Source organism: Priestia megaterium, from assembly GCF_023824195.1.
Classification (GTDB): domain Bacteria; phylum Bacillota; class Bacilli; order Bacillales; family Bacillaceae_H; genus Priestia; species Priestia megaterium_D.
The window spans coordinates 4,398,442-4,412,992 of record NZ_CP085442.1 but is presented as its reverse complement, the minus strand read 5'-3'; the positions used below and the strand labels follow the sequence as shown (position 1 = coordinate 4,412,992).

Genomic DNA, 14,551 nt, shown 5'->3' with positions numbered 1-14,551 from the left:
TCTTTAAGAGAATGAGGCTTTATTAGGCTTTACATTTTTTCTTATAGGAAGTCCGATGATAAGTAACAAGTAAATGAAGAATGTTCCTATCCAGTAAAGAGAGCTATGTGTTGCTAGAGACAAAGAAAAAGCTTCAAAAAGCGTATAAAGCAGCGTGAAGGCTACTGTACTATAAGCGCTCAGTGCCCATAGCTGTTTGAAAGGAAGCTGCTTCTTAGTAATGAGTCCAATCAGTTTTCCAAGATAAGCAAGGCAGGTAATAGAAAGGAAGTTTAGTCCAGATGTTAATACGTACAGTAAAAGCATAGCGATAGGGACAAGTATGTATAAAGAAAATTTTTGTTCGTGTAGCAAGTTTAACAGTTCATTTTTATCTTTATGATGCCAGTTTAGCAACTCATATGAATACGTTTGTGTTTGTGAATTAGTCGTGATGTAAATTCCATCCTTTAAAAAACCAATTGCATGAGCAGGGGAATGAAACCGTTCAATAGACTGTGAGGGGTTTAAGATAAAAGCGGTACCGTTTACTTTTTTTGTGAAAGGTTGACTTGACGTAAGCTGTGAATTGGAAATAGAAAAAGAAGAAACAGATTTCGGGAGATCTGTAGTAGCGATATGATAGCCGTTTACAATCGTCAAAGTCATAAAGAAAAATGTAGGCAGCAAAGAAATAAATGTTAAAAACAGCACAAAGCCAATTGTTTTATTCGTATGCTCAAAGCGAAGCGACCTTATTTTTTTGAAGGAAGTAAAACTCCATGCCATCTTTTTCAGCATGCTCATTATAAAGCCTCCTCTTATTAAAAATTCTGATTATACCTTATTTTATAGCGAAAATTTAAGGTTTACAATAGATTTTAGAAACCGTTACCAATTACAATGATGCGATGGAGCGTTTTGTCAAAAGCACATCTTATGCTCAAATAGACGTATATGTACAGGTTTTGCTGTAATTGTTTTTGGGGATATTACGGGCAGCTTGAGGACCGTGCTGTTAATATTGCAGAGGTACACTCGAAAATCGTTATTTGAAGACGTATTCGAAAGTAAAATAAAGGAAGGTCTCGTGGTGCAAGGTCTTTCTTTATAGGAGTGGTTATTGTATGATAAATAGTAATAATAAAAAGGATAGGTGCGGGCATGGCTATTTTATGTTGGGCATTAATTATCATTAGCTTTGTTGTATCGTTTGTTGGGTTGGTTTATCCCATCATCCCAAGCGTGCTATTTGTAGCTTTAGGATTTGTTATATACGGTTTATTTTATGATTTTAGCTCCTATAGCTGGTTATTTTGGGTGATACAAGGGTTGTTAGTTGTAGCGCTTTTTTTAGCAGACTATATAGCCAATATTATTGGTGTGAAAAAATTCGGAGGCACTAAAGCAGGTGTTTGGGGAAGTACAGTTGGACTGCTGGTGGGGCCGTTTGTCATTCCGGGATTTGGAATTATTTTAGGGCCGTTTATCGGAGCGATTGTAGGAGAACTGATTGTTCATCGGACCACAATTAGCAACGCAGTAAAAATTGGAGTAGGTTCGGTTATTGGCTTTTTTAGTGGCGCTATCTCGAAAGGATTTATTCAACTGCTGATGATTGCCTATTTTTTATACGCTGTTTTAAAATAATATATTGACTTTAGGCTAGAAACATGTTAAATTTTTAATGTCGCTAGTAAATGTTATATTGTTCCACAGTAGCTCAGTGGTAGAGCAATCGGCTGTTAACCGATCGGTCGTAGGTTCGAGTCCTACCTGTGGAGCCATGGCGGTGTAGCTCAGCTGGCTAGAGCGTACGGTTCATACCCGTGAGGTCGGGGGTTCGATCCCCTCCGCCGCTATTTTCCAATTTACGTTTGTGACATACATAATTCATATTGTTCCACAGTAGCTCAGTGGTAGAGCAATCGGCTGTTAACCGATCGGTCGTAGGTTCGAGTCCTACCTGTGGAGCCATGTGGACCCTTAGCTCAGCTGGTTAGAGCAGACGGCTCATAACCGTCCGGTCGCAGGTTCGAGTCCTGCAGGGTCCACCATTTATAGGGTTGGAGGAATACCCAAGTCCGGCTGAAGGGATCGGTCTTGAAAACCGACAGGGGTGTTAAAGCCCGCGGGGGTTCGAATCCCTCTTCCTCCGCCATACTATTGTCTATTCAAAGCTTCTTTTGAGAAAAAGAAGCTTTTTTTATGTTTAAAAGAATAGCGAATGGGAATTAGGTAAATATAAATCATGGATTAGGTACTTTTTATTTGAAACAGTAGGGTAAATTTGTTAATCTAAACGTATATGGTGCTTTTGCGCCAAAATGCTTACATATTTTGAAGGAGGAATTATTCATGGCTTACAAATTACCAGAACTACCTTATGCATACGATGCACTGGAACCACATATCGACAAAGAAACAATGAATATTCACCACACAAAACATCACAACACATATGTTACAAACCTAAACGCTGCTGTTGAAGGCAAAGCGGATTTAGAAAGTAAAAGTATTGAAGAGTTAATTTCAAACTTAGATGCTGTTCCTGAAGATATCCGTACAGCAGTACGCAATAACGGTGGCGGTCATGCGAACCACTCATTATTTTGGACAATCCTTTGCCCTAACGGCGGGGGTGCTCCAACTGGTGAATTAGCAGACGCTATCGCTAGCAAATTCGGCAGCTTTGATCAATTCAAAGAAGAATTTGCAAATGCAGCTAAAACTCGCTTCGGTTCTGGCTGGGCTTGGTTAGTTGTAAACAACGGCGAATTAGAAGTAACAAGCACACCAAACCAAGATAGCCCATTAATGGAAGGCAAAACGCCAATTCTTGGTCTAGACGTTTGGGAGCATGCTTACTACTTAAATTACCAAAACCGCCGTCCAGATTACATTTCAGCATTCTTTAATGTTGTAAAATGGGACGAAGTTGCTAAGCGTTACGACGCTGCAAAGTAAGCTAAAGATGTATTTAAGAGCCAGTAAAGTAATTATTACCTTTACTGGTTTTTTTGTTTTCCAATTCTTTTACATATCTCCTTTTCTTTTTCACACACTAGGTGTAGAAGAGAAAAGGAGTTTTTTGATATGCCTTTATTAAAAAAAGTAGTTGGAGATGTAGAAGTTAGTAAAGATTTACTTTTGCTTTTAATTATAGGCGGTCTTTATGCCTTGGCTATTTCAATTTCCAATTCGTTTGTTAACATTTATCTGTGGAAACAATCAGGCGAATTTTCGGATCTCGCTATTTATAATTTAGCGGTAGTGGTGCTTCAGCCGCTTACGTTTATTTTAGCAGGTAAATGGGCCAAACGAATTGACCGGGTTGTGGTTTTAAGGTTAGGTGTATCTTTTTTAGCTGTTTTTTATATTGCTGTATTAGTCAGTGGAGCTAACGCAGCCGAGTATTTAGTATTGCTTGGTGGACTGCTGGGTATAGGATATGGCTTTTATTGGCTAGCTTTTAATGTGCTAACTTTTGAAATTACAGAACCTGATACAAGAGACTTTTTTAACGGATTTTTAGGGATCTTAAACTCATTTGCAGGGATGATTGGTCCTTTAGGAGCGGGCTTCGTTATTTCCGCTTTGTATGAATCACTTGGGTATAAAATTGTGTTTGGTGTATCTTTGCTATTGTTTATCGGTGCCGTTGTGCTTAGTTTTTTTATTACGAGACGCGCAGCGGAAGGAGTATACAAATTTAAAGAAGTATGGGCTGAACGAAAAGTCAATAAAGACTGGAATCGAATATTGCAGGCTCATTTCTTTCAAGGGTTGCGTGAAGGTACGTTCATTTTTGTTGTATCCGTCATGGTATTTATTACGACGGGAAGTGAATTAGCTTTGGGAACATATGGACTGGTGAATTCAGCGGTTGCGTTTGTAGGATACTATGTTGCCTCAAGATTTATTAAGCAAAAAAATCGCCTTCGATTTATCTTCACAGGGGGCCTCCTTCTCTATGGAGCAGTCTTTTTGCTTATCTTTAACTTATCGTATCCAAAGTTAATTATATATGCTGTTTGTATTGCCATTGCCTATCCTATTTTGTTGGTTCCATTCATTTCTCTAACATACGATGTGATTGGACGAGCAAAAGACGTTGTTTCAAAAAGAATTGAATACATTGTTGTCAGAGAAGTATTTCTGAATATTGGGCGCGTCGTTTCCATATCTTTATTTTTAATAGCTGTACTATTTTTTGATGAAGCAAAAAGTATTCCCATTTTATTAGCTATTGTTGGAGCAGGGCATACGATCATTTATTTTTGCGTGAGACATATCTCACAGCCTCTGCACAAAAAAGAAACGACTGTTACTCCTCCAGTATTAAATGAAGGAGACGGAGAGTCTCCAGCTTAGAGCATTGTCAGCTCCTTCATTTGTACTATGGAAAATGTCTCGCTTTTCTTTTAGAATAAATACGTTGTGTAAATAGGCACCTGCCAGGTGTCTATTTATTTGCTAAATGTCTGATTTTATGGTGTTATGGTATATATGTTTTATAAAGTGTAGGTGTTGGTATGAAAAAGAAAAAAAGAAGAAAAAGTCACGTGCCTTTTCGTGTGAACTTACTTTTCTTGACCGTATTTGCCCTATTTTCCGTATTAATTTTGCGGTTGGGACTTGTTCAAATTGTGTACGGTGAGAATTACGAACGAGAAGTCGAAAAAACACAGGACGTTACAGTCAGTACGCCTGTTCCTCGAGGGAAAATGTACGATCGTTATAACCGCGTAATTGTAGATAATACCTCTTTAAATACGATTACATATACTCGTTTTCAAGGAAATACAGCTGAAGAAAGGCTGCGCATCGCTAAAAAGTTAGCCACTATGATTGATGTTCCTTACACCACAAATGTGATTGATATTCCAGAAAATAAAAAGAATAAAGACGCTAAAAATGTGGTAAAAATTACAGAACGCGATATGAAGGATTATTGGATTATGCTTCACCCAAAAGAAGCGGAACAGAAAATTACGCAAGCTGATCGCAAAAAAGTTCAAGATGGTGAAATGACTGATGACGAACTGTATCAACGTCAGTTAGACCGCATCTCTAAAAAAGATTTAGAAAGTCTAAAGAGTGATTTAGAAGTTCTCGCTATTAAGCGCCAAATGGAAGCAGGTTATTCTAACACGCCCCAAATTGTTAAGAGCGGTGTGACAAATGAAGAGTATGCCGTTGTAAGTGAGCACTTAGATGAACTTCCAGGTGTTGATACAACAACGTATTGGGATCGCTCATACCCAGAAAACAGTACGCTTCGTACTTTGCTTGGAAATGTATCATCTGCCAACGAAGGATTGCCTAAAGATAAAGTCCAGTATTACTTGTCAAGAGGCTATAGCCGAAATGACCAAGTTGGGACGAGCTATTTAGAGAAGCAATACGAAGCTCAGCTCAGCGGTCAAAAAGAAAAAGTCCAATATGTAACAGATAAAAAAGGAAATCTCCTTGATACAATTCAAGTGTCTAAAGGTGAACGCGGCAGTGATTTGGTTTTAACTATTGATATGGAGCTTCAAAAAGCGGTAGAAAAACAAATTACGGATCAGCTTTTAGCCAAAAAGCAAATGAAAGGAACGCAATTTTTAGACCGTGCTTTTGTTATTATGATGGATCCTCACACAGGAGAAATCTTAACAATGGCAGGTAAAAAATACACCATTGATAAGAAGACTGGAGCGCCTAAAATAGAAGATTTTGCATTAGGAAATATTTCAACATCTTATACAATGGGCTCTGTTGTAAAAGGAGCAACGGTTTTAGCCGGCTTAGATTCAGGAGCTATTAAGCCAAGCACAGTGTTCGTTGATGAACCTTTAAAAATTAAAGGAACACCGGTTAAGAAATCAGCTGAGGCTGAAGGGTTAGGACCCTTAACGTATTCGTCTGCGTTAAAATATTCATCCAACGTATTTATGTTTAAAACGGTAATGGCTATGGCTGGGTTACAGTATCATAAAAATATGACTTTACCGATTAAACCCGATACATTCAGCGAACTGCGTTCTTACTACAGTCAGTTCGGCTTAGGCGTATCAACAGGCATAGACCTTGATAACGAATCAACAGGTGTCCAAGGTGGAAGCGATGTTCCAGGTACGGCGCTTGATTTAGGAATTGGTCAGTATGATACGTACACGCCGCTGCAGCTTGTTCAATATACTTCTGCAATAGCTAATGGAGGCTATCGCATCAAGCCGCAGCTAGTAAAAGAAATCCGAAAACCAACGATTAAAACCGATGAAATTGGCGGTACGCAGCATTCATTTGAACCTGATGTATTAAATCGTATCACGATGAAAGACGAATACATTAAAGATGTTCAAAATGGTTTTAAACGCGTTACGCAAGAACAAGGCGGTACAGGGTATGCAGCTTTCCATACAGCGAACTATAATCCTGCTGGTAAATCAGGAACGGCACAAGCCTATGAGAAAAACCCAAGCGGAGGGGATCCGATTAAAGTTAATAATTCAAACTTTGTGGCCTTTGCTCCGGCAAATGATCCTGAAATTGCAGTAGCTGTCGTGGTACCATCGGCATTTGTGCCAAGTGCACCAAATACCATTACAAAAGAGCTTGCTCGTTCTGCGCTCGATACGTATTTTGATTTAAAGAAAAAAGGTGAACAAGAAGTAAAAGATCAAGAAGAGAATCAACAGGCTGTCATTGCAAACGACGCCAATTGAAGAGGCTGAGACAAAAGCATATTAGTTGAAGTAAGATCCGAACGAAGTTGATTACGAATCAACTTCGTTCGGATTTTTTTATTGGTAGGGTGAACGTAGATTTCGTGCATGTAGGTGCTTCTAGCGGTTGATTGGAGGGCAAGGCGAAGACTCTTGCAGGAAAAGTGGAAGCGACGAGGAGGCTCACCGGCCGCCCGCGGAAAGCGAAGGCTTGCATGGAAATCAACAGCGGTGTCGAAAGTGATTCATACTAGCTTATTTATCCAATTTACCCATCTTTAGATTAAATTAATTTAGTTATGTCTCTACCTCTTCTTTTTTTGTTAAAAATCTTTACATATATGGTTTTTTATTGAATTTAAGGGTCGTAAGAACTAGTTTTTTACCTAAAAAACACGCAGATAGACCTTCGTTTACAAAAGCTTTACATTGAGTTAAAACACAATTAATAGTCGGCTATTATTCTGTAAGTGTAAGGATTAATAGAAATGATCAAAATAAGGGGAAGCGTTTCGGCTTCTCGTATTTATTTACACTGATAGTAAACAATAGATATTAAACAATAGATATTAAATAGACATAGAGAGACTTTTATTGTGCTCAAAACGGTTAAAGACGATGAAGGAGGATTATCCAATGGCAATAACAATGGAATTGACTAACAAAGAAAAAGTAAATACTCCGCAAATAAAAGAAATTGTATATAAAACAAAAGGTTTGAATTTATGGTATGGCAACACACATGCCTTAAAAAATATTGATTTAGACATTCATGCTAACGAAGTTACCGCGATCATCGGTCCATCAGGCTGCGGAAAATCAACATATATTAAAACGTTAAATCGTATGGTAGAAATGACCCCAATTGTCCGTACATCAGGTGAAATTGAATATAGAGGGAAAAATATTTTTGATAAATCGTACCATGTGGAAGAGCTGCGCACGCAAGTAGGAATGGTTTTCCAAAAGCCAAATCCGTTCCCAAAATCTATTTATGATAATATTGCGTACGGTCCAAGAATTCATGGCGTTCGCAACAAGAAAAAACTAGATGAAATTGTTGAAAAAAGTTTACGAGGAGCAGCTATTTGGGACGAAGTTAAAGATCGTTTGAATCAAAATGCGAATGGGTTGTCAGGTGGACAACAGCAGCGTATCTGTATTGCTCGCTGCTTGGCTATTGAACCCGACGTTATTTTAATGGATGAGCCTACTTCTGCACTCGATCCAATTTCAACATTAAAAGTAGAAGAGTTAGTACAAGAATTAAAGAAAGACTTCAGCATTATTATTGTTACACATAATATGCAGCAAGCGGCACGTATTTCAGATAAAACAGCATTTTTCTTAAATGGAGAAGTGGTAGAGTACGCAGAAACAGATAAAATCTTCTCAATGCCAGCTGATAAACGCACAGAAGATTATATTACAGGTCGTTTTGGTTAAGACATACAAGGAGATGGGATGAGTGGTTGTACGCGAAAAGTTTCATGGTGATTTAAAGATATTACGTGAAAAATTATTAGAAATAGGGCGCTTAACGCATGAGGCGCTATCAAAATCAATTGAAGCGTTGCAAACAAGCAACGTTGAGCTGGCGCTAGAAATCATCGACGGCGATGCATACGTTGATGATTTAGAAGAAGAAATCAATGACCTAGCTATCTTGCTTATTGCAAAGCAGCAGCCGGTGGCTATCGATTTAAGACGTATCATTGTGGCAATTAAAATTGCTTCGGATGTTGAGCGTATGGCAGATTTTGCGGTTAACGTAGCAAAATCAGCTATACGAATTGGAAATGAAGAATTAATTAAGCCGTTAGAACATGTGAAGAAAATGCACGATATTTCGATTGAAATGCTGAGTCTTTCGTTAAAAGCTTATCACGAGGAAGATCTTGTTTTAGCTAAAAAGGTAGCGGAAATGGACGATGAAGTGGATGAGCTTTACGGAATAACAATCAAAGAACTTTTAAGTCTTGCTAAGGAAAAACAGGAGGCCATGAACCAAATTACACAGCTTTTATTTGTAGCCCGCTATTTAGAGCGTATGGCTGATCATACCACTAACGTAGCAGAAAGCGTATTTTACCTTGTAAAAGGCAAACGCTACGATTTAAATGAATAGTAGAAAAAGAGGCTGGGACAAAAGTGTTTTAGTTGAAGGAAGATCCGAACGATGAGTCGTTCGGATTTTTTTCATTGTGTTGATGAACGTAGGTTTAATGTAGCTGCTTCCAGCTGTTGATTGGAGGGCAAGGCAAAGACTCCCGCGGGAAAAGCGGAAGGGGTGAGACCCCGCAGAAAGCGAAGTCTTGCATGCAAATCAACAGCGGTGTAACAAGCGATTCATACAGGCTCATGCATCCAATTTGTTGGTCTGTAGATTCCATTGATTTAGTTATGTCTCAATCTCTTTTTTATGAGCAAATGACAGCCACTGTGTTGACCTGAATTTTTAACACAAATCGACAAATTGCGTTTATTGTGGCAACTTTTTCTGAATGGTAAGATGTTAATAAGTTTATACGGCATTCATATGTAGAAAAAACAATCTAAGAAACGAAGTGATAAAACAGTGGCTCCTAATCTTATTCAAAACTTAAATGTGTGTATAGCTACTCAACTTGACTCATCTCATATTTATGTTCACTGGTCGTTTTCAGAGCATATCCGAGAGATGGTAGAAAGTATGTTTTCGACACGGTGGGAAGAATTGAATCTAGCTATGTGTACGTATGATATAACAGGTCTTCATTTTAACGGCCATGAATCAAACCGCTATTATATGAAGGGTCTTACTCCTAAGCAAGACTTCATGTTTATGAATAGCTTGGAAAGTGAGCGCACATATGTAATAGATATTGGTATTCAAGATAAAGAAGGAAGTTTTTTTTCCCTTCTTCGTTCGAATCCGGTTTATTTGATGAAAGAACAACATGAACAAGTGAATGTAACTTCGTTAGGCTGGATGTACGAACCTGTAAAAGTTCACCAGGGTGTTCAAAATGAATTTAGCACATATTCCTTATATTCAAATGACTTGGAGCAGGTGAAGAAGCAATATGAATAGTGATGACTGTATTCTTTTAACTTATATGCATTATCCGTTGCTACATGTACTTCAAGCAGAGAGTGAGTATCCGCTGTTTGAACAAGTAACGAACGAATTCATCCCTTTTTTAGATCAAATTGAGTCTAAGAAATTGATAGGTGCAACAGCCGTGATGTCTTGTGTGTTTTTGAACGTATTAAACGACGAGGAGTTCAACACTCGTTACGCTCAGTATTTACACCAGTTTTCAAGCCGGCAGCATCAGAGAGCACTCACTTTTTTAAAAAAGTGGGACGGGAGCTTGTTCTCAGCCTGCAAATATTTCTTTCAGCATGACATGATGGAATGTATTCCTACTACCGTAACGAACGCGTTCGTTTCCATCCTTAAAACGGAACAAACATTAAATCTCCAAATTACAGAAGCAATACGTGTTTTTCAACAGTTTTTTGAAAAAAAGCCCGTTGGTTTTTTTATACAGCAAGGAGAGTATACTCATCAAGTAGATATGCTCCTGAAATCTCATGAAATGCGCTATACCTTTGTGAAGTCATCAACAGATGAACTAAAAAAGTCGCCTGCTGGCATTATCTTGTTCCCATATCCTAAGCAAGGAAAACAAGTTGAGGAAGGAACAATGAATAAAGCGAGCGCTGTTTTGGATTTGAAAGCTAAGGACACGCTTGGCTTTCAGCGAATGCAAGCAGCAAGCGGTACATTTCAATATCCTTTAGATTACGCGAGGGATATACAGTTTCACCAAAACGAAACTCTTGCACTCTACGGTGCAACAAAAAGCGCCGAATTTGTCAGTGAGAACAATCAATTGTTTATTTCAACTGTACAGAAGTCAGAGGCGATGCTAGATGTTATCGATTCTAAACATCCTAGCGTGGTGAATGCTATCTACCAACAGTGGCTCCTTTTAAGTAGCAGCGATTGGCTTTATAATTTTGAAAAGATCAGAGATGAATACGAAAGGCAAGTACAACTGTTTGATTTTCTTTGTCACGAAGAGAATCCAAGGATGGATAGTGAAAACAGTTTTCTTTCAGGAAGTTCTTTTTTATACTCTACAAAAGAGATAGAGCCGGCGGCTTTATCAGTAAATCAATATAAAGGCGGTCTCTCCATTCTAATGCTTACATGGGAATTCCCTCCTCTAGTTATCGGAGGACTTGCACGACATGTATTTGATTTATCCAGAGCGTTAGCAAAGGCGGGCCATCACGTTAGTGTATTAACAACGTATGTAGAGGGGCTGCCGGAATATGAGCGTTTATATGGTGTTCACGTTTACCGAGTTAAAAGCCTGCAGCCTCATCATCCGGATTTTTTGACATGGGTAAACAGTTTGAACGTGGCTATGGCTCTTAGAGGACTGCAGTTAGGCTACAAGCTGTCTTTTGACGTTATTCATGCTCATGACTGGCTTGTGGCCTCCGCTGCGAAATGTTTAGCAGATAAAACGGATAGACCGCTAATTACGACCATTCATGCGACAGAACATGGGCGCAATAATGGTATTCATAATGACATGCAGCAGAAAATTCACTTGCAAGAAGAGGAGCTGATTCGACAATCAAGCTCAATCATTGTCTGCAGCGACTATATGAAGAAAGAATTAATCACTTTATTTCACGTAGAACAAGATAAAATTGCTATATTTCCAAATGGAATTGACAAGCAGCTGGTAGTCGACGCAGTAAATGAGCGGTTAAAAGAAAGTTTACAAAAGAAATATAATTTTAGAAAGGCCCCTATTATTTTTTCAATTGGACGAATTGTATATGAAAAAGGATTTCAGCTATTTATTGAAGCAGCGGAACTATTTAAGAAAAAACAAATAGATGTTCAATTCGTTGTGGCGGGAAAAGGGCCTTTACTTCATGAGTTTCGAACACAGGTAAGTGAAAAACAATTAGACAAATACGTGTATTTTATTGGATACATTACCGATAACGAACGAAATCAGCTTCTTCAAGCTTGTAAAATGGTTGTTTTTCCAAGTCTATATGAACCTTTTGGAATTGTGGCTTTAGAGGGGATGGTAGCCAAGAAGCCAACTATCGTTGCCGATACAGGAGGTCTAAGCGATATTGTTTCACATTTCGACACGGGCCTGACGTTTGCCCGAGGAGATACGCTCGAATTAATCAACTGTATTGAATTTTTGTTAAAAAATGAAAAAATGGCTGCGAAAATCAGCGAAAATGGGTATAGAAAAGCAACAACTATGTTTAGCTGGGAAAAAATCGCTATTGATACAAGTAAGCTGTTTCAACATCACATTTGCCAGGATAAAAAAAGGAGGGAGGCAAAAAATTGAAAGCCATTATACTTGCTGGCGGTAAAGGAACAAGACTGCAGCCCTTGACCTATACGATTCCAAAGCCTATGCTGCCGCTTTACGATAAACCTGTGATGGAATATAGCATTGAACTGCTTAAGAAACACGGAATTACAGAGATTGGGATTACGCTGCAGTATAGGCATGAACAAATTATTGAATACTTTGGGGATGGCTCTCAGTGGGGAGTGACGCTTACTTATTTTATCGAAAAAGAGCCTCTTGGAACAGCGGGCGGAATTAAGCGAGCAGAGGCCTTTATTGAGGAAGACTGTATTATTATTAGTGGAGATGCCTTAACAGAAATTAATCTTCAAGACGTTATTCATTTTCATTATGAACAAAAAAGCGAAATGACCATTGTTACAAAAGAAGTAAACGACGTGCGGGGTTATGGAGTGGTGACGATAGATGAAGGGCATCGAGTCACGGGATTTGTAGAGAAACCGACCTACGAACAGGCCAATAGCCGATTGATTAATACGGGAGTGTATGTGATCAAAAAATCCGTTCTTGATTACGTGAATTCTTATGGTCCTACAGATTTTAGCTTTGACATTATCCCGCTTCTTTTGGAATATAATCATACTGTGTGCAGTTTTGTAACGGAGGATTATTGGATTGATATTGGGCAAATCCACCATTATCGTCAAGCACACTATGATTTGTGGAGCAAGTGGTTTGGCAATAGACAGGAAAGTATTGTCTCAGATGACGCGCTTATAGAAGAAGGGGTGACTGTTTACGATCCGGTTTACGTAGGAGAGAATGTGGTGATTAGAAAAGGTGCTTCAATTGGTCCTTACACGATTATCGGAACCAATAGTATCATAGAAGCACATGCTGCAATCGATAAAACGATTTTGCTTCAAAACGTAACGGTGGGGGCAGAATCGTTTTTATACAACGCTACGATAGGTCCCTATGTAAATGTTCAAGCAATGACTACGTATGTCCAAGATACAGTAGCTGAAAATCAAGTGCTACCTCAACTTTCTGTAAAACCAGATGTTTCTATCTTCAAAAACGGTCGCCTGTATGTACATTCATCTGTTGATCGAGAAAGACTATACAATGCGTTATTACTTGTATGCAAACATCAAGGGTCGTTCTGTCTAGCAAGCGATGATGAAGGAGAAGCCATTCAACTTCGCAAAGAATGCTTTTCTTTTTTACGGAGTAATCATTCAGCTGTGTATGATATTAAAAAAGAAGCTCTTCCGGTATTTCGATATTACATGATGATTTCACAAGCGAGCATTGGTATTTATATTGGTGTGGATATCAAAAACAGCGGCCTTTTTTTAGAAATATATGACAAGAAAGGGCAATTAGTTAATCAGCTTATTGAAAAAAAGATTGAGCGGATGTACCTTCAAGCTAAAAAAGCAAACGTAACGACTTCTGTTCCACTTAAAGAAACAAGAATAGGAAATATCAGGGAAGAATATTGTGATGCTTTAGTAAAATCAATTAATCAGCATGTTTTATTAGAAGATAGTATGCGGATTGGCGTGATTTGTTCGCCGTTTATACAGGAAGTTGTCGAATTATTATGTAAGCGTCTTCGTGTCCATGTGTTGTTTTTAAACAAATGGGAGAAAACAGAAGAAATCAAACGAATAATTAAAAAAAATAAGCTGTCTTTTTGTATTCAGATTAAAGAAGATGGAGAAACATTTGCTCTATATGATGAAAAAGGCTGCAGCGTAAATGATTCAGAAATTATGTCGCTTTATATTTATAGCGTATACATGACAAAAAAAGTAGCATTCGTTCCTATTCCTATACACTATTCATCCACACTAGAAACATTTGCTCAATCTCTCAATCAATCATTTATGAGGACAAAAGCAAAAAAACGTGATTTGCTTAGTCTTTTGGGGCCCGTTCAATTTCAGTTAGATGCCATGTACGCTTTATGTCAGCTGATCGAATTAATCATGGTGCAACAGCGGAGAATTTCTGAAATGATTCAATATGTCCCGCACGCTTATATGAACTGGCGCTATATTTCATGTCCGCTAGAAATTCAAGAACAAGTGATGAAGAAGCTATTAGAAGAAGCAATCGGTAAACAAGTGTATGTAATTGATGGCTTAAAAATTTACCATGATCGCCATGAATGGACGCTTATTTTGCCCGATGGTCACTTGCCTGTATTAAATATTTATTCAGAGGCGTTAAACACTCAGACTGCCAAGAAGCTGTCGGCATATTTTGTAGAAAAAATACAAGAGTATCAAAGAGTGTAAATAGTGGATTTTATTTAAAAGAAAGGAAGTACGCCCCTCATAAAAAGAGTTCCGCTTATTTCAAGAAACTTCATCTATATATAAGGCGTAGCAGAGAAGGAGCTCAGGGCTCTAAGAGGAAAAAAAAGTGAAGAAATGAAATTAAATGACTTTCTTCAAAAAAACAGACTGGCATTTCCTTTCGAAAAATGATATTATA

The 14,551-nt window shown here is 38.3% G+C and carries 11 protein-coding genes and 5 tRNA genes; 15 read left to right on the top strand and 1 reads right to left on the bottom strand.

Going from position 1 to position 14,551, the window contains the following annotated elements; all coding sequences use genetic code 11:
* Window positions 1–3: 3 nt before the first annotated feature.
* A complete protein-coding gene (locus LIS78_RS22920) occupies window positions 4–786 on the bottom strand; it encodes a DUF1189 domain-containing protein (RefSeq protein ID WP_195781848.1) in 783 nt (260 codons plus the stop codon).
* 357 nt (window positions 787–1,143) lie between these two features.
* On the opposite strand from LIS78_RS22920, the gene LIS78_RS22915 reads away from it, so the two are divergent.
* From LIS78_RS22915 to LIS78_RS22845, 15 genes are all read left to right on the top strand, one after another.
* Window positions 1,144–1,629: a DUF456 domain-containing protein gene (locus tag LIS78_RS22915; protein WP_013059199.1), complete on the top strand. Its 486-nt coding sequence runs from the start codon at window positions 1,144–1,146 to the stop codon at window positions 1,627–1,629.
* A gap of 62 nt (window positions 1,630–1,691) precedes the next feature.
* Window positions 1,692–1,766: transfer RNA gene (locus LIS78_RS22910), tRNA-Asn, on the top strand.
* A gap of 1 nt (window position 1,767) precedes the next feature.
* Window positions 1,768–1,841, top strand: a tRNA-Met gene (locus tag LIS78_RS22905).
* Window positions 1,842–1,881: 40 nt separating this feature from the next.
* Window positions 1,882–1,956 (top strand) — tRNA-Asn (locus tag LIS78_RS22900).
* A gap of 3 nt (window positions 1,957–1,959) precedes the next feature.
* Window positions 1,960–2,036 (top strand) — tRNA-Ile (locus tag LIS78_RS22895).
* 11 nt (window positions 2,037–2,047) lie between these two features.
* Window positions 2,048–2,140, top strand: a tRNA-Ser gene (locus LIS78_RS22890).
* A gap of 197 nt (window positions 2,141–2,337) precedes the next feature.
* Window positions 2,338–2,946 carry a superoxide dismutase SodA gene (gene sodA, locus LIS78_RS22885; protein ID WP_013059198.1) on the top strand — a complete coding sequence of 203 codons (609 nt, stop codon included), beginning with the start codon at window positions 2,338–2,340 and terminating at the stop codon, window positions 2,944–2,946.
* 129 nt (window positions 2,947–3,075) lie between these two features.
* Window positions 3,076–4,353 carry an MFS transporter gene (locus tag LIS78_RS22880; protein WP_013059197.1) on the top strand — a complete coding sequence of 426 codons (1,278 nt, stop codon included), beginning with the start codon at window positions 3,076–3,078 and terminating at the stop codon, window positions 4,351–4,353.
* 161 nt (window positions 4,354–4,514) lie between these two features.
* Window positions 4,515–6,692, top strand: coding sequence for a peptidoglycan D,D-transpeptidase FtsI family protein (locus LIS78_RS22875; protein ID WP_209150668.1), 2,178 nt, complete (start codon window positions 4,515–4,517; stop codon window positions 6,690–6,692).
* Window positions 6,693–7,340: 648 nt separating this feature from the next.
* Window positions 7,341–8,138: a phosphate ABC transporter ATP-binding protein PstB gene (gene pstB / locus LIS78_RS22870; protein ID WP_434092367.1), complete on the top strand. Its 798-nt coding sequence runs from the start codon at window positions 7,341–7,343 to the stop codon at window positions 8,136–8,138.
* 22 nt (window positions 8,139–8,160) lie between these two features.
* Window positions 8,161–8,820: a phosphate signaling complex protein PhoU gene (gene phoU, locus LIS78_RS22865; RefSeq protein ID WP_045292064.1), complete on the top strand. Its 660-nt coding sequence runs from the start codon at window positions 8,161–8,163 to the stop codon at window positions 8,818–8,820.
* A 116-nt stretch (window positions 8,821–8,936) separates the two neighbouring features.
* Window positions 8,937–9,146: a hypothetical protein gene (locus LIS78_RS22860; protein ID WP_252284394.1), complete on the top strand. Its 210-nt coding sequence runs from the start codon at window positions 8,937–8,939 to the stop codon at window positions 9,144–9,146.
* A gap of 124 nt (window positions 9,147–9,270) precedes the next feature.
* Window positions 9,271–9,765 (top strand): DUF4912 domain-containing protein, encoded by a 495-nt coding sequence (locus tag LIS78_RS22855; RefSeq protein ID WP_195781852.1) that lies wholly within the window; start codon window positions 9,271–9,273, stop codon window positions 9,763–9,765.
* Window positions 9,758–12,076 (top strand): glycosyltransferase, encoded by a 2,319-nt coding sequence (locus tag LIS78_RS22850; protein ID WP_209150666.1) that lies wholly within the window; start codon window positions 9,758–9,760, stop codon window positions 12,074–12,076. The genes LIS78_RS22855 and LIS78_RS22850 overlap by 8 nt, the downstream gene beginning before the upstream one ends.
* A complete protein-coding gene (locus LIS78_RS22845) occupies window positions 12,073–14,352 on the top strand; it encodes a sugar phosphate nucleotidyltransferase (RefSeq protein WP_252284393.1) in 2,280 nt (759 codons plus the stop codon). Before LIS78_RS22850 ends, LIS78_RS22845 begins: the two co-directional genes overlap by 4 nt.
* Window positions 14,353–14,551: the final 199 nt, after the last annotated feature.